Origin of the sequence: uncultured Actinobacillus sp., assembly GCF_945915845.1 — a bacterium.
Lineage (GTDB): Bacteria > Pseudomonadota > Gammaproteobacteria > Enterobacterales > Pasteurellaceae > Exercitatus.
Genome location: NZ_CAMEFX010000035.1, coordinates 1 through 19,603 on the forward strand (window position 1 = coordinate 1; position 19,603 = coordinate 19,603).

The 19,603-nt window shown below is 39.3% G+C and carries 17 protein-coding genes; 9 read left to right on the forward strand and 8 right to left on the reverse strand.

Annotated features, from left to right (window positions below):
* The 5 genes from cydC to Q0O89_RS08075 form a co-directional block, all read right to left on the reverse strand.
* On the reverse strand, positions 1-1,382 hold a 1,382-nt coding region (gene cydC, locus Q0O89_RS08055; protein WP_293731188.1), incomplete at its 3' end, for a thiol reductant ABC exporter subunit CydC.
* A gap of 60 nt (positions 1,383-1,442) precedes the next feature.
* Positions 1,443-1,913, reverse strand: a complete 471-nt coding sequence (locus tag Q0O89_RS08060) for a transposase (RefSeq protein ID WP_293731189.1) — start codon at positions 1,911-1,913, stop codon at positions 1,443-1,445.
* A 63-nt stretch (positions 1,914-1,976) separates the two neighbouring features.
* Complete coding sequence (gene cydD, locus Q0O89_RS08065; RefSeq protein WP_293731190.1) at positions 1,977-3,740, reverse strand: cysteine/glutathione ABC transporter permease/ATP-binding protein CydD; 1,764 nt, start codon at positions 3,738-3,740, stop codon at positions 1,977-1,979.
* A gap of 235 nt (positions 3,741-3,975) precedes the next feature.
* Positions 3,976-4,929, reverse strand: a complete 954-nt coding sequence (trxB, locus tag Q0O89_RS08070) for a thioredoxin-disulfide reductase (protein ID WP_293731191.1) — start codon at positions 4,927-4,929, stop codon at positions 3,976-3,978.
* A 58-nt stretch (positions 4,930-4,987) separates the two neighbouring features.
* Positions 4,988-5,836, reverse strand: a complete 849-nt coding sequence (locus Q0O89_RS08075) for a co-chaperone YbbN (protein ID WP_293731192.1) — start codon at positions 5,834-5,836, stop codon at positions 4,988-4,990.
* A gap of 115 nt (positions 5,837-5,951) precedes the next feature.
* Between Q0O89_RS08075 and prlC the strand changes: the two genes are divergently transcribed.
* Positions 5,952-7,991, forward strand: a complete 2,040-nt coding sequence (gene prlC / locus Q0O89_RS08080) for an oligopeptidase A (protein WP_293731193.1) — start codon at positions 5,952-5,954, stop codon at positions 7,989-7,991.
* Positions 7,992-8,042: 51 nt separating this feature from the next.
* On the opposite strand, the gene Q0O89_RS08085 is transcribed toward prlC, so the two are convergent.
* On the reverse strand, positions 8,043-9,461 hold the full coding sequence (locus Q0O89_RS08085) for a DASS family sodium-coupled anion symporter (RefSeq protein ID WP_293731194.1): 1,419 nt from the start codon (positions 9,459-9,461) through the stop codon (positions 8,043-8,045).
* A gap of 267 nt (positions 9,462-9,728) precedes the next feature.
* Here Q0O89_RS08085 and Q0O89_RS08090 point away from each other — a divergent pair, with 267 nt between their 5' ends.
* From Q0O89_RS08090 to hda, 5 genes are all read left to right on the forward strand, one after another.
* Positions 9,729-10,511, forward strand: a complete 783-nt coding sequence (locus tag Q0O89_RS08090; RefSeq protein WP_293731195.1) for a YchF/TatD family DNA exonuclease — start codon at positions 9,729-9,731, stop codon at positions 10,509-10,511.
* 41 nt (positions 10,512-10,552) lie between these two features.
* The gene (locus tag Q0O89_RS08095) at positions 10,553-11,077 is read left to right on the forward strand and encodes a DUF1523 family protein (RefSeq protein WP_293731196.1); all 525 of its coding nucleotides are present in this window, start codon (positions 10,553-10,555) and stop codon (positions 11,075-11,077) included.
* A 2-nt stretch (positions 11,078-11,079) separates the two neighbouring features.
* A complete protein-coding gene (locus Q0O89_RS08100; protein WP_293731197.1) occupies positions 11,080-12,369 on the forward strand; it encodes a hemolysin family protein in 1,290 nt (429 codons plus the stop codon).
* A gap of 164 nt (positions 12,370-12,533) precedes the next feature.
* Complete coding sequence (gene dnaE, locus Q0O89_RS08105) at positions 12,534-16,010, forward strand: DNA polymerase III subunit alpha (protein WP_293731198.1); 3,477 nt, start codon at positions 12,534-12,536, stop codon at positions 16,008-16,010.
* The gene (gene hda, locus Q0O89_RS08110) at positions 16,011-16,700 is read left to right on the forward strand and encodes a DnaA inactivator Hda (protein ID WP_293731199.1); all 690 of its coding nucleotides are present in this window, start codon (positions 16,011-16,013) and stop codon (positions 16,698-16,700) included. It abuts the gene before it with no gap.
* A 59-nt stretch (positions 16,701-16,759) separates the two neighbouring features.
* Here the strand turns inward: hda and Q0O89_RS08115 are convergent, their stop codons facing one another.
* Together Q0O89_RS08115 and Q0O89_RS08120 are read right to left on the reverse strand one after the other, a co-directional pair.
* Positions 16,760-16,918 (reverse strand): antitoxin VbhA family protein, encoded by a 159-nt coding sequence (locus tag Q0O89_RS08115; protein WP_293731200.1) that lies wholly within the window; start codon positions 16,916-16,918, stop codon positions 16,760-16,762.
* Positions 16,919-17,019: 101 nt separating this feature from the next.
* Positions 17,020-17,205, reverse strand: a complete 186-nt coding sequence (locus tag Q0O89_RS08120) for an IS3 family transposase (protein WP_293731201.1) — start codon at positions 17,203-17,205, stop codon at positions 17,020-17,022.
* A gap of 174 nt (positions 17,206-17,379) precedes the next feature.
* On the opposite strand from Q0O89_RS08120, the gene Q0O89_RS08125 reads away from it, so the two are divergent.
* The 3 genes from Q0O89_RS08125 to Q0O89_RS08135 all read left to right on the forward strand — a co-directional run bounded on the left by Q0O89_RS08125 (position 17,380) and on the right by Q0O89_RS08135 (position 19,475).
* Positions 17,380-17,817, forward strand: a complete 438-nt coding sequence (locus tag Q0O89_RS08125) for a hypothetical protein (RefSeq protein ID WP_293731202.1) — start codon at positions 17,380-17,382, stop codon at positions 17,815-17,817.
* 192 nt (positions 17,818-18,009) lie between these two features.
* Positions 18,010-18,228, forward strand: coding sequence for a hypothetical protein (locus Q0O89_RS08130; RefSeq protein WP_293731203.1), 219 nt, complete (start codon positions 18,010-18,012; stop codon positions 18,226-18,228).
* Between the two features lie 878 nt (positions 18,229-19,106).
* Positions 19,107-19,475, forward strand: coding sequence for a hypothetical protein (locus Q0O89_RS08135; protein ID WP_293731204.1), 369 nt, complete (start codon positions 19,107-19,109; stop codon positions 19,473-19,475).
* Positions 19,476-19,603: the final 128 nt, after the last annotated feature.

A 19,603-nucleotide genomic window follows, 5' to 3' on the forward strand; every position in this document is an offset into this window, starting at 1 on the left:
TCCAATAATTTTTCTAAGCCAACGGCATTTAATACCGCGATCATTTTTTCATCCGGCAATACGGATTTATTCGCCATTTGTAAATTTTGGCGTAGGGTATCGCTAAATACATGAACGCGTTGCGTTAGAAAGCACATTTGTTCACGTAAGGTATTTTCCGTATAAGCGGCAATATTTTTTTCACCAAGGAAAACAGCCCCTTGTGTTGGGTCATAATTTCTCACCAAAAGCTGTAATAACGTGGATTTACCACTGCCTGTTTTCCCTAAAACGGCAACTTTTGCGTTGTGTTTAATTTGTACATTTAAATTGTGCAAAGCCAGATCCTGACGTTCAGGATAACGAAAATAAAGATTTTTTATCTCAATGAGAATCTCGGAAAAATTGACCGCACTTTCTGTACCGTTGAACTGCACTAAAGGGGCTTGTTCAATAATATCCGTCACACGTTCCGCGGAAGCAATGACTTGACCAATGTGCAAAAAGGCGGAACCGATAGGCATTAAAATCTCAAAGGCTGCCAATGCAGCCATGGTGAATAGGGCGATAAAGGCAAAACGGTATTCATCAGAACCAAAATCCATATTAGCTGCCAGCCACAAAGTAACGACAACTAATAAACCGTTGGCGAACATCATCAGTGCGGTGGAAAATCCGCTTAAATTGCTTTCACGTTGTTGTAACGCTTGCCATTGGTTTTCTGTTTGATTGAGTTTTTCCTTTAACTTATCTTCTGCATTAAAGAGCAATAATTCTGCTTGTGCTTGGATAAACTCAACGAATTGTTCACGATAAACAGCGCGCGATTGGGTTAATTGTGCGCCAAATTTGTTACCAAGATGATAGAAAATGGTAGGAATTAAGAGTAATAATGCAAGTAAAGAAAACCCCATCAATAAAGCCAATGGCACACTAAATAAGCTTAAACTTAGGGTAATTAGCGTAATGACTACCGTAGCACTAATAAATGGTGCAATAAGGCGCAAATAAAGGCTGTCTAATGTATCTACATCAGCCACTAAGCGATTGAGTAAATCGCTATTGCGATAGCGATTAAGAACAGCAGGTGATAACGGGATAATTTTACTGAAAATTTGCACGCGTAATTTAGCAAGGACTTTGAAAGTTGCATCATGAGTCACCACTTTTTCAAAGTAACGCGCCACTGTGCGACCAATGGCTAAACCCCGCACACTGGCGGATGGATAGAAAAAGTTAAATAGCGAACCTGCGCCCGCAATGGCGGTTGCGGCTAAAAACCAACCTGATAGCGTCAATAAACCAATACTTGCCGCTAAACCTGTAATCATCAGAATGGTGCCGATGATAATGGATGTTTTAGCATGTTTGAATTGTTTGATGTAGGGGAGTAGTGCTTTCATATGTTATATTAATAATTAATCTTATTTTGAGCGGGGACAGGGATAAACCCTGTCCCTACGTTATATTTCTGAGTAAAATCGATCTTCGGTCCACATTACAGGGTTATTTTCAATATATTTAGATATTCGTAAATAGTTTTTTTCATCACGAATAATGTGTTCATAATAACTACGTTGCCAAAGTGGTTCATAGCCAATATTTTTAAATGCCGAATGATAAGCCTTTGATGTTTTACCTTTAAATTTTCTAACAATATCTGAGAGTTTGCTCGTTGTTTTATTAAACCAAATAAAATGTAAGTGGTTTGGCATGATGACATAATCGGTTAACTCATTGTTGGGAAAATCTTGAGTGAGAGATAATAAGTGCTCTTCTATAATTATGTCGACAGGGCTTAATTGCATTTTTGAGTTAATAACATCACCGAATAATTTTGCTCTGCTTTTAGTGCAAATTGTAACAAAGTAGCATCCATATTGAGAGTAATCATAAAATGGTAATCGAAGATAAGGTTTTCTACGATATTGCATTGTTATTTCCGTTTATTTTTGTAGGGACAGGGTTTATCCCTGTCCCCGCTCGTTTGTTGGTAATTAACTCAAATCCTGCCCACGCTGTGCCAATAATTCAGCAAAATAGCCTTGTTCTTTTAATTCTTCAAATTTGCCTTGTTGAACAATTTGTCCTGCTTGCATCACTAAAATTTGGTCGCATTGTTTCAGATCCTCAATACGATGGGTGATCATTAAGGTGGTTTGTTGTTGGCTGATTTGCTTGAGTGCTGTCAGAACTTGATTTTCGGATTTGGCATCAAGGCTTGCTGTGGGTTCGTCTAACAACAATAAATTTCCCTGGCGCAATAAGGCGCGGGCAATGGCTAAGCGTTGTGCTTGTCCTACGGATACACCAATACCGCCGTCTCGAATTTGGGTATCTAATCCCATTTTATCGGTGAATTCTTTGGCGTTGGCTTGTGTCAGTGCCGCGTTTATTTGCGCATCCGTAGCCTGGATTTCACCTAATAAGAGATTCTCTTTAATGGATCCTTGGAGTAATAAGGGATTTTGCCCTACCCAGGCAATTTGTTTACGCCATTGGCTTAAATCCGTTTGATTAAGCTCAACGCCGTTGATTTTCAGGCTGCCCTGATAAGGCAAGAAACCCAGTAATACATTCATTAACGAGGTTTTTCCTGCGCCACTTTGCCCCACAAGTGCGGTGTGATTTTGCGCTGAAATATGAAAAGTTAAAGGTTGAGTTAAGGGTTTTCTTTCAGGGGAAAGTGCTACAAGATTTTCTGCGATAATTTCCACCGCACTTTGAGCAGGAATTTCCATGCTGACTTGTGATTGGGCAATTTGGTAATCATGATGTAGAAATTCTTCGATAGCATCAGCCGCCCCAATAGCCGCAGCACGATCGTGGTAATACGTCCCTAAGTCTCGCAATGGTTGATAGAATTCTGGCGCAAGAATTAAGCAGAAAAAACCCACAAAAAGTGTCATTCCCGTTCCCAATTGTCCGAATTCGAGTTGTCCTAAATAACTAAAACCGAAATAAACCGCCATAATGGCAATAGAAATCGAGGTAAAAAACTCTAACACGGCGGAAGATAAAAATGCCATTTTTAATACGTCCATCGTCGTTTCACGGAAGTTTTCCGTAGATTTTTCGATGTGTTGTGTTTGTTCTGCAGTGCGGTTAAAAAGACGTAACGTTTCTAATCCGCGTAAGCGATCCAAAAACTGTCCGCTGAGTTGAGCCAGTGCGGTCATATTTTGTTGACTTTTATCGGTAGCAGCAATCCCCACTAGAATCATAAAAATAGGTACAAGCGGTGCAGTACAAAGCATAATCAGCCCTGCCGCCCAATTAAGGGGGAATACTGCAATTAAGATGATCACGGGAACAATCGCGGAAAGCATTTGTTGCGGCAAAAAACGGCTGTAAAAATTATGTAGATTTTCCACCTGTTCTAACATTAAAGTTGCCCAACTTCCAGCAGGTTTTCCTTGAATAGTTGCAGGCCCTACCGCGTGAATTTTATTGAGAATTTGCCGACGGATAGATTGACGTAATTTTTGACCGCACTTAAAGCCAATTTTTTCACGGGCATAAAGAATTACAGCACGTAAAGTAAAACAAAAGAATAAGCCAATAAATTCAGGAATAAGCGTATTTCTTGGTGTTTGCTGCGTAACAAATTGATTCAATAAATCTGCAAGTAACCAAGTTTGTGCAATTAAAATAAGTGAAGATAGGGAGGCAAATCCAACATTGAGGTTTAGCTCTTTTTTGATGATTTGTTGTTGGGAGCGGAGCCATTTGAATAGGTGTTTTTGGCGTTGTTTTTCCATTTTTAACTTGCTTGAGTTTGGTGGTATTCACTGGCAATGACACAAGATTTAAATTTATTGAAGGGATTTTGTAGGGGCGAAATATCTTTCGCCCTAATGTCCCAATAATTGGGGGCAAATGTGATTTGCCCCTACAGATTGCTGTGCGTTACGTTATGTCATTGCGACATAATACCAAATTTTGTAGGGACAGGCTTTATGCCTGTCCGTTATTTTCTAATATATTTTATGAGAGTTATTCTTGCGCATCTAAAAAACGTTCAGCGTCTAATGCTGCCATACAACCTGTTCCTGCAGAAGTAATGGCTTGGCGATAGTTGTGATCCATGACGTCACCAGCCGCAAAAACCCCTTCTACTGAAGTTGCCGTAGCGTTGCCGTCCAGACCTGATTTCACCACAATATAGCCATTGTTCAATTCAAGTTGATCTTTGAAGATTTCTGTATTTGGCGCATGACCGATTGCCACAAATAAACCATCAATATTGACTTCTTCTGTGGCTTCTGATTTCGTATCTTTTAAACGAACGCCGGTGACACCCATGTTATCGCCTAACACTTCATCTAAAGTGCGGTCGGTATGAAGAATGATTTTGCCTTCTTCAATTTTTTTCTCTAAACGTCCAAGCAAGATTTTTTCTGCACGGAAACTGTCGCGGCGGTGGATTAAATGGACTTCGCTGGCGATATTGGCTAAGTAAAGTGCTTCTTCAACCGCTGTATTGCCGCCACCGATGACGGCAACGGGTTTATTACGATAGAAGAAACCATCACAGGTTGCACAAGCTGATACGCCACGACCTTTATAAGCTTCTTCAGAATCCAAACCTAAATAACGCGCGGATGCGCCTGTGGCAATAATTAACGCATCACAAGAAAAGGTTTGCATATCGCCATAAAGTTTGAATGGACGAGAAGATAAATCAACGCGATGGATGTGATCAAAAATGATTTCAGTGTCAAATTTTTCTGCGTGTTGCAACATACGCTGCATTAGCTCTGGACCTGTGGTATCACCAAAATCTCCCGGCCAGTTTTCGATTTCAGTGGTGGTGGTGAGTTGACCGCCTTGTTGTAAACCTGTGACTAAAACGGGTTTTAAGTTTGCACGAGCTGCATAAATAGCCGCTGTGTAGCCGGCAGGGCCTGAACCTAAAATTAATAATTTGCTGTGTTTAATCTCTGACATAATGTATCCTTTTTGCTCTCGTTAATCAGAAGTGCGGTTGATTATAAGCGAGTTTTGATTAATAAAGTAGTGAATATAATAATCGGCGATACTTATTAGCCAATGGATCGCTGCCTAAAGCACTTAAAATAGATAAAAACTGTTGTTTCACTTCGCCATTTTGCACACTGAGATCTTGGCGTAGAATCCCGAATAACAATTCTAATGCTTCTTCATTTCGATTGGCTTGGTGCAATTGTAAGGCTAATTTTAATGCGATTTCAGGTGTCGGGTTTTTATTGTAATCTGCTTGCAGTTGTTGAATTTCAGGCGTATCCGCGGCTTTAATTAATAACTCGATCTGGGCTTGTAACCCTTGCCAACGACTATCGCGATCCTGTAATGGGATTTTACTTAAAATTTCTTTGGCCGGGTCTGTTTTTTTCATGGCGATATAGGTTTCCGCATAGAGTAGTGCAATATCGCTATTTTTATGATCCGATAATTCCCAGGCTTCTTTTAGTAACGGCAAGGCTTGCTCATAATCTTCCGCTTGCAGAAATTCTAAAGCAAGGTTGAACTTAACCTCTTCTTCTTTTGGCAAAATTACACTTAAACGCTGTTGTAATTGTTCTTCAGGCAATTCACTTTGGAATGCATCTAAGGCTTGTGCCTCTTTAAATAAATAAGTGGTGGGTAAGGCTTGGATACGAAATTGCATGGCAATGCTACGTTCTGTTTCACAATTGACTTTCCCAAGTACAAATTGTCCTTGGTATTTCTCAGCGTAATGGGTTAAAAGTGCGGTGAAATTGACGGAAGATTCGTGGCTTGGCGCATAAAAAACTAAGACTAAAGGGGTGTGTTGTGAAAGCTGTAATGTTTCTGTGAGGTTTTGTTCGTTGACTTCAATAATATAATTTTGCATAAGTTTCTCTGATAGATAAAAATGTTAATAAGGGTTAACTCGTATCATCTTACCCTTGTTTTTGATACAATCCAACCCAACTTTAATACAGACTTTATACCAAAAAGGAACAATTATGACAAATCCATTACTTGAAAATACGACACTTCCGTTATTTTCAAAAATCAAGCCGGAACATATTCAACCGGCCATTGAGCAACTTATTAGAGAATGTCGTGAAACCACAGAACGCGTCGTTAATCAACCGCACTTTACTTGGGAAAATTTTTGCGAACCGCTTTCTGAAGTCAATGACCGTTTGCATAAAGCGTGGTCACCGGTGAGTCATTTAAATTCAGTAAAAAACAGCCCGGAGCTGCGTGAAGCCCATCAAGCGTGTTTGCCAATGTTATCGGAATATGGCACTTGGGTGGGGCAACATCAAGGTTTATATCAGGCTACGTTAGCGTTAAAAAATAGTCCTGAATATGAAAATTACAGTGTGGCACAGAAAAAAGCCATTGAGAATAGTTTGCGTGATTTCGAGCTTTCAGGGATTTCATTGCCTGAAGAGCAACAAAAACGCTATGGCGAAATTATGGCGCGTTTATCTGAACTCAGTTCGCAATTTAGTAACAATGTGCTTGATGCCACCATGGGGTGGGAAAAAATTATCACCGATGAAAATGCGTTAAAAGGTTTGCCTGAAAGTGCGCTACAAGCGGCAAAACAATCTGCAGAAAGTAAAGGCGTAGAGGGTTTTCGTTTTACCCTTGAATATCCAAGCTATATTCCTGTGATGACGTATTGTGAAAATCGTGAATTGCGTGAAGAAATGTACCGTGCTTTTGCCACACGCGCATCAGAACAAGGTCCAAATGCAGGAAAATGGGATAACACGGCAATTATGGAAGAAATTCTCAGTTTACGTGTTGAACTCGCAAAATTACTCGGCTTTGAACGTTATACCGATTATTCACTCGCCACTAAAATGGCAGAAAATCCAATACAAGTATTAGATTTCTTAGAAAATCTTGCAGCGCGTTCAAAAGCGCAAGGTGAAAAAGAATTAGCGGAATTAGAAGATTTTTGTCAAACACAGTTTAATGTGACCGCACTTGAACCCTGGGATATTACTTTTTACAGTGAAAAACAAAAACAAGCTTTGTATGCGATTAATGACGAAGAATTGCGCCCTTATTTCCCTGAAGAACGCGTGTTGTCAGGGCTTTTTGAGTTAGTTAAACGCATTTTTAATATTCGCGCGGTAGAGCGTTTTGATGTGGATACTTATCACAAAGATGTGCGTTTCTTTGATTTAATTGATGAAACGGATGAAGTGCGTGGTAGTTTTTATTTGGATTTATATGCGCGTGAAAACAAACGTGGTGGCGCGTGGATGGATGATTGCGTTGGGCGTAAGCGAAAAACTCAAGGGAATATCCAAAAACCGGTCGCTTATTTGACTTGTAACTTTAATGCGCCAGTGGGCGATAAACCGGCATTATTTACACATTATGAAGTGACCACGCTTTTCCATGAATTTGGTCATGGTATTCATCATATGTTGACTAAAGTGGATGTTGGTGATGTTTCAGGGATTAATGGTGTACCTTGGGACGCCGTGGAATTGCCAAGCCAATTTATGGAAAACTGGTGTTGGGAAGAAGAAGCACTTGCCTTTATTTCAGGGCATTTTGAAACAGGTGAACCGTTGCCAAAAGAAAAATTAAGCCAGTTAATCAAAGCGAAAAATTTCCAAGCGGCGATGTTTATTTTGCGTCAATTAGAATTTGGTTTATTTGATTTCCGTTTACATCATTATTATGACCCAAGCAAACAACATCAAATTTTAGACACCTTGAAATCGGTAAAAAAAGAAGTCGCTGTGATCAATGGTGTAGATTGGGCAAGAACCCCACATAGTTTTAGCCATATTTTCGCAGGTGGCTATGCGGCAGGTTACTACAGTTATTTATGGGCAGAAGTGCTTTCAGCGGATGCCTTTTCGCGCTTTGAAGAAGAAGGCATTTTCAATCCGGTCACAGGCCAATCTTTCTTAGATGAAATCTTGACGCGCGGTGGCAGCGAAGAACCCATGGTGCTCTTTGAGCGTTTCCGCGGACGTAAACCGACTTTAGATGCCTTGTTGCGTCATAAAGGGATTGCGAATTAAGTATAAGTAATGAACAAAGTGGGCAAACCAATATGCCCACTTTTTTTAGGGCTAAAAGAAATGAATTACCGCTAAAATCCAAGCAATACTCAAAATTGGACCTAATAAACCAATCACAATACCGCCTAAACGGAATTCTGATTGTTGAATAAGCCCTGTACTAAAGGCGATGGCATTGGGTGGGGTGGAAACAGGTAAGAATAAGGCACAGGATGCGCTTAAACCTATCACTAAAGGTAAAATCATTGGATTGATATCGCCATCGACCATCGAGAGCAAGGACACGCCCATTGGAATAAGAATCGTAGTTGCTGCCGTGTTACTCATAAAGTTAGATAAAATGACGGTAATGAAAGCAAACACAAAGAGCAAACACATGAAAGTTAATTGGATATGGCTGATTTTTTCTACAAAATGTGTGGCAATTTGTTGTTCTTCAATAGCTAAGCCTAATGCCAAGCCACCTGCTACGAGCATTAATGTATCCCATGGTAATTGACGAATGTCTTTGGCATCTAGTACACCTAACATGGTTAAACCAACAATAGGAATACCTGACGCAGCGGCAACAGGAATGCCGATCCATTTTGACGTTAACCAACAGAATAAGGTGATAGCTAAAATAATCAAAACGATAATTTTATGTAAATTTTCCACACGGTTTGTGTGACTTGAAGGCGCTTGAGCGAGAAAATCAAAGTTAAGGTGTTCTTCTTGTTGAATATGATATTTTTTGATTAAAACGTACCAAAAGATAAGCAATAGCACCAATGCAAGTGGTGTTCCCACAATCATCCATTCTAAAAAAGAAATAGGGTAGCCTAATTTTTCTAATGCACCAACGGCAATAGCATTCGGCGCGGATCCAATGATTGTGCCAATACCACCTACAGATGCCGCTGCCGGGATACCTAATAATAACGCTTTTGAAAGGTTAGAATTTTGTTCAACTCGATTGAATAAGGGGCTGAGAGTGGCAATCATCATGGCGGTTGTTGCGGTATTACTCATTAGCATTGACATGACGGCGGTGAGAAACATTAATCCCCATAAAACATGCACTGGGTTTGTTCCAAATTTTGGTAATACCGTTTTTAATAACATCAGATCCAACTTTGTTTTTTTCATGGCTTCCGCTAAAAAGAAGCCACCTAGAAATAGCCAAATGACGCTATCAGACCAAGTTTGCAGATACTGAATGGCATCATGCGCTTCGCTTTTTCCCATGACTAAAACAAGAAAACCCACAATTAAAATGCTCACCGAAAATGGGGGGATGGCTTCAGTTACCCATAAGCTGATGGCGAGAAAGAGTAAAAAAAGGACGGAATTTTGAATCTTTGTAAAGCTAGGATCAGATAAAAATAGGGTCACTCCGATAGAAAATAATACAGAAAAACCAAAAGCAAGAACATTTTTCTTTTTAATTAATTCGAAACTTCCCGTTAATAAACTTCGTGTTTCCAACATGATTTTTCGCTCCAATAATGAGGGTGTTATTTGAAATAATGCTATCAAAAAGCTTTGGTGAATTCTGTGATCTGATTCAAAAAATTGACATTTTCTGGGTATAAGAGGTTTTATTTATAAATCATTAGTCAGGTAAGATTAGGCAGTAATTTATAGAAAACCTTTGTTTTCTCCGCACTTTCTCTTTACAATCAGTTCAAACAACATTTGTTAGAAAAATCTATACGGCGGTATTGTCGTTTCTGTTATTTTTGAATAGGAAAGAATATGTTTATTGTAGATAGCCATTGTCATTTAGATGCTTTGGATTATGAAAAATTACACGAAAATGTAGATGATGTGGTAGAAAAAGCCCGTTTGCGTGGTGTTCGTCATTTATTGAATATTGGCGTGACCTTAAGTCGTTTTGAAAAACAGCGCGATATGTTGGCGCATTTGGATAATGTCTCTTTAGCTTGCGGCGTGCATCCTTTGGATTTAGCGGATGAACCCTATGATCATCAGCGTTTATTGTCCTTAGCGGCGCATCCGAAAGTGATCGCCATTGGTGAAATTGGGTTAGATTATTATTACAGCGCGGAGAACAAGGCTTTACAGCAATCGGTTTTTTCCCAACAGATTCAAGCGGCAAATGCCTTAAATAAGCCGGTAATTATTCATACTCGTGAAGCCGGGGAGGATACCATTGCCTTATTGCGTGAAAATCAAGCAGAAAAGTGCGGTGGCGTGATTCATTGTTTTACAGAAAGCATGGCATTTGCGGAAAAGGCGTTAGATTTGGGCTTTTATATTTCCTGTTCGGGAATTGTCACCTTTAAAAATGCAGAGGATTTGCGCGATGTGATCCGTTATGTCCCCTTAGATCGTTTGTTGGTGGAAACGGATAGTCCTTATCTCGCGCCTGTACCGTTCCGAGGTAAGGAAAATCAGCCTGCGTACACGCGAGAAGTTTGTGAATATGTGGCAACATTGAAAGGTGTGACACCACAAGAATTCGCCAAGATTACCACAGAAAATTTTGAGCGATTGTTTAACATTCAAGTAAAATAAACCGCACTTTTTTAACTAATTTGGATACGTAAGGATACAAAATGCGTAAATTGATTAAATATTTTTTAATTACCGTTGTGGTGTTATTTCACACGGTGTTGTTTGCTGGAATTAACTTTGTTTTTCCCCATTATGAAACTACCTACGTTACCGGTGTGGAAGTAAAGCGTGTGGATAAAGATGGGCCGATTACTAAAGCGAATCCTGAAGATGGTCCAACGCGAGATGTGTATTATATTTATACACAACGCGCTGATGAAGCCCAACCTATGGTTTATCGCAACGAAGACACGCGTTGGGCGTTTCCATTTTATTTCAAATTTGACTCCGCCGTGCAACAAGCGCGCGCCTCGGGTTTTGCGCAAAACAAAAAAATGGTGGAAGTGAAATATTATGGTTGGAATATGGTGATGTTTAATGAGTTTCGTAATGTGATTTCGATGAAAGAAGTCACTGAAGAACAAGGCTCCCACCCAATTTTAAGCTGGATTTTCTATGCACTCGGTGTGTTAACCCTGTTTTTTAGTATTCAGTTTATCCGTGGTTGGTTTGATAGCGAGGCATAATCATGGGATGGCTTGAACCTGTTTTTATTATTCTGATTTTAATTGTGATCAGTGCGGTGGTTTCTTCCGCAGAAATTTCCTTGGCAGGTGCGCGTAAGTTAAAATTACAAGCATTGGTGAACGAAGGTAATCAAAAAGCCGAGCAGGTGTTGCGTTTGCAAGAACGACCGGGGCGATTTATCACGGTTGTTCAAATCGGACTCAATATGGTTGCCGTGCTTGCAGGGATGTTAGGCGAAAGTGCATTAACGCCTTATGTGGAAGAGGGATTGCGTGCTTATGTGTCTGAAGCCGTTTTAGCCGCTGTTGCCTCTTGGACATCTTTTGCGCTCGTGACCTTTTCCTTTATTTTAATCGCGGATTTAATCCCGAAACGCATTGCCATGAGCTATCCGGAAGCAACGGCGCTGAAAACCGTGAAAATTATGCAAGTCTGTATTTTCTTGCTAAGTCCATTAGTTTGGGTGTTTGACAGCATCGCCAATGGTATTTTTCGCTTATTGCGCATTTCTACGGTGCGAGAAGACAGTATGACGCCTGAAGATATTGTGGCTGTGGTAGAAGCCGGGGCTGAGTCGGGGGTGCTTAAAGCGCAAGAGCATTATTTGATTGAAAATATTTTTGATATGCAAGAGCGCACGGTGACATCTACCATGACGACTCGCGAAAATATTGTGTTTTTAGACCGCACTTTTGATCGTGAAAAAGTCCTAGAGACTCTCGGTTCCGACAGCCATTCTAAATTACCTATTTGTGACGGTAGCTTGGATAAAATTTTAGGTTATGTGGAATCGCATGAATTGTTAACCATGTATTTAAAAGGCGAGAACAAAGTCTCTTTAACGGATACACGCTTGTTGCGCAAGCCTTTGTTTATTCCTGATACCTTATCGCTGTACGAAGTGCTGGAATTATTTAAATCCGCAGGGGAGGATTTTGCGGTTATCGTGAATGAGTATGCGTTGGTGGTGGGGATTGTGACCTTAAACGATGTGATGAGCATTGTCATGGGCGAGTTGGTTTCGAGCGAAGAAGAGCAAATTGTTCGCCGCGATGAAACTTCGTGGCTCATTGATGGCGCAACACCCCTTGAAGATGTGATGCGTGCTTTGGATATTGAAGCTTTTCCTGATTGGGAAAACTATGAAACCATCGCTGGATTTATGATGTACATGCTACGCAAAATCCCGAAAAAAACCGATTTTGTGCTTTACGATAAATACAAATTTGAGATTATTGATACTGATAATTTCAAAATCGATCAATTAATGGTGTCCTTGCGTAACGATTAAGCCATTAATTATGCTCATCCTGTGTAGGCATGCAAACGTTTTGATGTGCTTGAAACTTCGATACCGTGACTACACAGGTTCGCTATTCAATTTGAGCAAATTCCAAAATTCCACTAAAATAGACCGCACTTTTGTCCTGTAATTTATCTCAAAAAGGATTTCCAATGACCCAACCTCGTTTTGTACATTTACGTACGCATAGCGATTTTTCTATGATTGACGGTATTGCCAAGGTGAAACCGTTGGTGAAGGCTTGCGTGCAAGAAAATATGGTGGCGATGGGGTTGACGGATTTTACTAACTTCTGTGGGTTAGTGAAATTCTATGGGGAAACCTTGGGCGCAGGGGTGAAGCCGATTATTGGCGCGGATGTGTTGGTTAAAAGTGAGCTGTTGGGCGATGATCGTTTTGAACTGACGTTATTGGCAAAAAATGATGCCGGCTATAAAAATATTACCCTTTTACTTTCAAAGGCTTATCAGCGCGGTTATGATGATTTGCCTTATATTGACCAAGAATGGTTAATTGAACATCGCGAAGGCGTGATTATTCTCTCAGGCGGACGTAAAGGTGATGTTGGACAGAAAATTCTGAAAGAGCATTGGGCGGATGTAGAAAGTGCGGTGCGTTTTTATCAAGACTATTTTGCGGATCATTTTTATTTGGCATTGACGCGCGTAGGGCATAAAGATGAAGAAACCTATATTCAAGGTGCGTTAAAAATTGCTCGTCAATATGGGATTCCTGTTGTGGCTACCAATGATGTGATGTTCTTAAAATCCGATGATTTTGAGGCGCACGAAATTCGGGTTGCCATTCATGATGGCTATACCTTAGATGATCCAAAGCGTCCGCAACTTTATACGGATCAACAATATTTTCGTAGCGAACAGGAAATGTGTGACTTGTTTGCCGATATTCCGAGTGCGTTGGAAAATACGGTGCTCATTGCCCAGCGTTGTAATGTAACCATTCGTCTAGGTACTTATTTCTTGCCGAAGTTCCCGACCGGCGATCTTTCTACGGAAGATTATTTGGTTGAAAAAGCCCGTGAAGGGTTGGAAGAACGTTTGGCGTTTTTATTCCCAGACCCTAAAGTGCGGTCAGAAAAACGCGAGATTTATGATGAGCGTTTGGAAACGGAATTAGGGGTGATTAACCAAATGGGATTCCCTGGTTATTTCTTGATCGTGATGGAATTTATTCAATGGTCAAAAGATAACGGTGTACCTGTTGGCCCGGGGCGCGGTTCGGGTGCGGGTTCTTTGGTAGCTTACGCCTTAAAAATTACCGACTTAGATCCCCTTGAATTTGATTTACTCTTTGAGCGTTTCTTAAACCCGGAACGTGTCTCCATGCCTGACTTTGATGTGGACTTCTGTATGGAGGGTCGTGACCGAGTGATTGAACATGTGGCAGAAACCTATGGTCGAGGCGCAGTATCACAAATTATTACCTTTGGTACTATGGCGGCTAAAGCGGTAATTCGTGATGTGGGGCGTGTTTTGGGACATCCTTATGGTTTTGTGGATCGTATTTCAAAACTGGTTCCGCCGGATCCGGGTATGACGCTTGCCAAAGCTTTTGACATGGAACCGCAGTTGCAAGATGCCTACGATAGCGATGAAGAAGTCAAAGCATTAATCGATATGGCGCGTAAATTGGAAGGCGTGACGCGCAATGCTGGGAAGCATGCCGGTGGCGTTGTGATTTCTCCGACGCTGATTACCGACTTTTCACCTTTATATTGTGATAGCGAAGGCAAACACCCGGTGACGCATTTTGATAAAAATGACGTGGAATATGCAGGCTTAGTAAAATTTGACTTCTTGGGATTACGTACGTTAACCATTATTAAATGGGCATTGGAAATGATCAATGCACGAATGGCTCGTGAGGGCAAGCCGGAAGTACGCATTGAAAGTATTCCTTTAGATGATCCTGATTCGTTCCAAACCTTGTTAAATGCGGAAACTACTGCCGTGTTCCAGTTGGAATCTCGCGGTATGAAAGATTTGATTAAGCGTCTGCAACCAGACTGTTTTGAAGATATTATTGCGTTGGTGGCATTATTCCGCCCAGGTCCGTTAGAGTCAGGAATGGTGCAAAACTTTATTGATCGTAAACATGGTCGTGAGGAAGTCGCTTACCCTGATTCCCAATATCAACACGAATGTTTGAAACCCATTTTAGAGCCTACCTATGGGGTCATTGTTTACCAAGAACAGGTTATGCAAATTGCGCAAGAACTTGCAGGTTATACATTAGGCGGTGCGGATTTATTACGCCGAGCAATGGGTAAGAAAAAACCTGAAGAAATGGCCAAACAGCGGTCGGTGTTTGAAGAGGGGGCGATCAAAAAAGGTATAGATGGCGATCTTGCCATGAAAATTTTCGACTTAGTGGAAAAATTTGCGGGTTACGGTTTTAACAAATCTCACTCAGCAGCTTACGCCCTGGTGTCTTACCAAACCCTTTGGTTGAAGACGCATTTCCCGGCAGAATTTATGGCAGCAGTAATGACTTCTGAAATGGATAATGTTGAAAAAATCGTGGGTCTGTACGATGAATGTTTGCGCATGGGATTAAAAGTCACACCGCCTGATATTAACACGGGAAAACGTCCTTTTAGTGTCAATGAACAAGGGGAAATTGTTTATGGTATTGGCGCAATCAAAGGTGTCGGTGAAGGGCCGATTGACGCGTTAGTGAGTGCGCGTCAAGAGGGGGGGATTTTTAAGGATTTATTTGATCTTTGTGCACGTGTAGATTTAAAACAAATTAACCGCCGAACTTTTGAAAATCTGATTAAATCAGGGGCGTTTGATAAGCTCGGGCCACACCGTGCCGCCTTGGCGAAAAACCTTGAGGATGCCTTGCAATCTTCGAGTCAATTTGCCAAAAATGAAGAAATTGGACAAGGTGATATGTTTGGGGTGTTAACGGAAAGCCATGAAGAGGTTGAGCGAAAATATGCCAATACGCCACGTTGGACGGAAAAACAACAACTAGAAGGTGAGCGCGAAACTTTGGGGTTATATTTAAGCAATCATCCGATTAGCCCTTATTTAAAAGAACTTTCGCATTACAGTGCTACGCGGTTAAAAGATCTTGTGCCAAACCGCCGTGGTGAAATCAGCACAGTGAGCGGATTAGTGATAGCCTCACGCTTTGCCGTCACTAAAAAAGGCAATCGTTTAGGCATTGCGACCTTGGAAGATCGTTCAGGAAAATTGGATATTACGCTGTTTGGCGAAGCCCTTGAACAGTTTGGTGATAAATTACAAAAAGACAGCATTATTATAGCCAAAGGACAAGTGAGCTTTGATGATTTTAGCCAAGGCTTGCGAATGTCTGCACGGGAATTAATCACCCTTGATGAAGCTCGTACACAATACGCCAAAAGTCTTGCGATTAGTTTAAAACAAGCGCAAATTACACCGCACTTTATTAAGCAATTTAAGGGAATTGTTGAACCTCACAGTGGTGGTACATTGCCGATCAATATTTATTATGACAGCCCACAAGGGCGTGCACTCGTTAAATTAGGCGTGCAATGGTGTATTAAACCTACAGATGAATTATTAACGGAATTAGTCGCTTTCTTAGGGGAAAGTGCGGTGGAATTGGAGTTTAGTTAAATGCAGCTTTCTTTACCGATTCAACCACAAAATGACGATACCCTAGCAAATTTTTATGGTGGGAATAATCTCTTGCTACTTAATTCTTTGCGTCAAAATTTCACTGAGTTGAAGCAACCCTTTTTCTATATTTGGGGGGCGCAAGGTTGTGGTAAAAGTCATTTATTACGTGCGCTGACTAATCATTATTTTGCTGAAAATCGAACCGCACTTTATGTACCTTTGGATAAATCAGCCTATTTCTCTCCTGCTGTGCTGGATAATTTAGAACAAAATGAATTGGTGTGTTTGGATAATCTTCAATGCGTGCTTGGCGATAGTGAATGGGAATTAGCGCTTTTTGATCTGTTTAATCGTATTAAAGAGCTCGGTAATTGTTTGCTGGTACTCAGTGCGGATCAATCACCCAATGCAATTCAAGTTAATTTACCTGATTTAGCAACACGCCTACGTTGGGGCGAGATCTATCAACTTTACGCTTTAGATGATCAGCAAAAAATTACCGCACTTCAACAAAATGCACGTGAACGCGGTATTGAATTACCCGATGAAACCGCCAATTTTCTGTTAAAACGCTTGGATCGCGATATGCACACCTTATTCAACGCCCTAGCACAACTTGATAACGCTTCATTACAAGCCCAACGTAAATTAACGATTCCGTTTGTGAAGGAAATATTGAAGTTGTAGAGGGAATCGGTGTAACAGCAACAAAATTGTCTATTACACCATCTGTACTGTCTAAGTAATTATCGGATTCCACATAACTCATAAATGCCTTCTTCTACATCTTTAAATGAAATAACGCCATCTGCCCACTGGTTAAAAATATCAATGGCTTCATCATCTACTTGCATCCCTTCTAGTCTGTTATTATCAAGAGCAAATTGAACTGCATCTTTTCTCATTTTCTTTTCCTGAATTATTAAAAACATTATAAATCCCCCATACTTAATATTTATATAATTAAATCATATATATAAATATTTTACTAAAGTGTAGTGATCAACTAATTCAAGAGTCCCCGATAAGTTTTTTCAGCTAAAATCGGGGGTAAACCTTGATTATAGCTATGTGAGCGAATGTGGTTGTAGTACATCACATAATCTTTCACATCGTTGACCGCACTTTCAAAATCAACATAACCACCATATGCCATCCACTCATATTTAAAACTTCTAAACCAACGCTCCATGATGTATCATTTGGGTGGAGCTAAATCAACAAATCCATTAACTAATTTAATGAATAAAATAAGATCTTACTCTCCATCTAATCCTAATTCTGGAATATACAATATTGCAGGGGATTCTGCTGATTGGGGTAATACAATATTTAATGATGTATTAAAAAAATATAAGGTAGCTACATGAAAAACACATTTGCTGAGGGTGATTTGTTTTTTATAAACGATATTAAGATTGGTAGAAAAATACTAAGTTTAGAAAATAAATACAGGGTAGGAAAGCTAATATTCTTATCATCATATTTTAAAGATATGATTGGATTCATCCCTTCAATTTCTTCATTCTCAGAAAAACCAAAATCCTTAGATAAAATAGAGTTTATGGACGAAGTTATTTATACTGGTAATAGTGAATTGAAAAATGGTAACTGGGAAATCATTGGACATGAAAATATTTCAGAAAAAGAAACATTGCTAACAAAGCGACGAGTGGGAAATGTAATTATGATTAGAGATAACGAAATTAGAATTTGTACGGAAGAGGATTATAATAAATATAAAAACCAAGGTATTGCTGGTTTAGGAGCTGTTCATTATTTACTTATGAATTTACCTAAATAAGAAGGCTGAGAAACACCTTATTCTTATGTTCATAATCCCATACATTGGATAGTTCCGTTTGGGCTTGTCAAATGTGGGCTAACAGGAAATGACGTTGGTAATGCAATTAATTTACCTACACTGAAGCCAAATTCTAAAGAGTGGAGAAAGGCTGTAGAGACAATAAAAAACGGAGGAAATTCTAATTTTAGAGTGCCAAATAAAGAGACCGCTGAAGAGTTATTAAAACAAGCAAAAGGGAAAATAGACAATTATCCAACTTACTCTAATGAAAGTTATAAAAAAGGATTTGAACACCATCCAAATGAAAGTCATACAAATGCTCCAGACAATAATTTACCTCATATCAAATGGAAAGATTGGTCTTTAGGCAAAAAATTTGGTGGCATGGGACATATTTTTTATGAATAGATTTGATAATCAACACCCTATATCTTGGAGATTTAACGATGAAGATTGTAAGATGTCTTTTTCTGAAAAAAACTCCGTTATATTCATTAACGAAAACAGTGCAAAATACTTATGGAAAATGTATTTATCAGAATCACATTTTTCTCTAATTCCCAATGGTAAATATAATATAAAAAAATTCATCAGATAGATTTTGAAAAATTTGAAAAAACAAAATCCTTTTTATTAGGCACAATAAAAGGAGAAAAAATATTATTTTTTTGGTCCGAAAAATATGCTGCAATAGTCAATAAATTTTCATTTCTTAATTATTGGGACGATTTCATCTATCCTTCCGATGAATCCGATGTAATTATCAGCAGATCTGGACTATATATTGTTAGTAATGAATCTGTATTTTCAACAGATATTGTTGTTAATTATGAGAATATATTAGCAAATACAGTAGTAAGTACAGATTGTAGCAAGGTGTGAGACAAGCATTTATATCCAAATAAAATGATAATACTATCTGAAACCATTACCTTTGTTCTTTAAAATCTACAGATAACACATTATTCAAGCAGTCTGCCTCCCCTAAAAATCAACCAAATTAATATCATTTATTGAAATATCATTGGGCATTAGGTTAAAATTTGCCCATTCTTTTACACGCTTTTTACTATGGCTAATCCCCCAGATATCGTTCAACGCATTACCCAACTGATGCACAATTATTTGATGCTTATAGAAAAGCATATGAAAAATTAGACGATATATTCGTAGATGTTAAATCTCCAAATGGAACTTATACTTTGGGAACAAATGTACCCCCATCAAAAGCAGTTGATTTAATTGAAGATTGGCTAATATCTAAAGGCTTACACATGAGGTAGAAAATGAATAAACAAAGTTTATTTTTGCTAAAAAACATCATCTCAGAAACTAATTTTTTTAACTTCATGGAAAAAATAAATGAAGAGGATTTTTTCAACCTGAGAGAAGACGAGAGCTTTGAAAGTGAATGGTTAGGAAATTTCAACAACCTTGAAAAAGTAAAATTAGATGATGATTTGGTTGAAATAATTAATCAAATCAGAGAAATATCATTTAAAAATACTTTTCTGCACACCCAAAATCCCGAAATATCCTCATATATTTCTGATGATTTTGAGCTAATATCAAAATCATTACTACTAAATGAAGATAATTGGATATTAAAACATTTATGGAAGGCATACCAAAATCAAAAAATATATATTAACTAGTGGGTAGGATGGATTGAAACCCAACGAAATCCTGCATACTCTAGGAACATCGAGTTTTCAGTGTAGTGATCAACTAATTCAACAGTCCCCGATAAGTTTTTTCAGCTAAAATCGGGGGCAAACCTTGA

Coding starts and splice junctions, on each gene's coding strand:
- Q0O89_RS08085 (WP_293731194.1), bottom strand. CDS start 9,461: ATGTTGGAAACACGAAGTTTATTAACGGGAAGTTTCGAATTAATTAAA.
- Q0O89_RS08090 (WP_293731195.1), top strand. CDS start 9,729: ATGTTTATTGTAGATAGCCATTGTCATTTAGATGCTTTGGATTATGAA.
- trxB (WP_293731191.1), bottom strand. CDS start 4,929: ATGTCAGAGATTAAACACAGCAAATTATTAATTTTAGGTTCAGGCCCT.
- dnaE (WP_293731198.1), top strand. CDS start 12,534: ATGACCCAACCTCGTTTTGTACATTTACGTACGCATAGCGATTTTTCT.
- Q0O89_RS08060 (WP_293731189.1), bottom strand. CDS start 1,913: ATGCAATATCGTAGAAAACCTTATCTTCGATTACCATTTTATGATTAC.
- Q0O89_RS08120 (WP_293731201.1), bottom strand. CDS start 17,205: ATGGAGCGTTGGTTTAGAAGTTTTAAATATGAGTGGATGGCATATGGT.
- hda (WP_293731199.1), top strand. CDS start 16,011: ATGCAGCTTTCTTTACCGATTCAACCACAAAATGACGATACCCTAGCA.
- Q0O89_RS08095 (WP_293731196.1), top strand. CDS start 10,553: ATGCGTAAATTGATTAAATATTTTTTAATTACCGTTGTGGTGTTATTT.
- Q0O89_RS08115 (WP_293731200.1), bottom strand. CDS start 16,918: ATGAGAAAAGATGCAGTTCAATTTGCTCTTGATAATAACAGACTAGAA.
- Q0O89_RS08100 (WP_293731197.1), top strand. CDS start 11,080: ATGGGATGGCTTGAACCTGTTTTTATTATTCTGATTTTAATTGTGATC.
- Q0O89_RS08125 (WP_293731202.1), top strand. CDS start 17,380: ATGAAAAACACATTTGCTGAGGGTGATTTGTTTTTTATAAACGATATT.
- cydD (WP_293731190.1), bottom strand. CDS start 3,740: ATGGAAAAACAACGCCAAAAACACCTATTCAAATGGCTCCGCTCCCAA.
- prlC (WP_293731193.1), top strand. CDS start 5,952: ATGACAAATCCATTACTTGAAAATACGACACTTCCGTTATTTTCAAAA.
- Q0O89_RS08135 (WP_293731204.1), top strand. CDS start 19,107: ATGAATAAACAAAGTTTATTTTTGCTAAAAAACATCATCTCAGAAACT.
- Q0O89_RS08075 (WP_293731192.1), bottom strand. CDS start 5,836: ATGCAAAATTATATTATTGAAGTCAACGAACAAAACCTCACAGAAACA.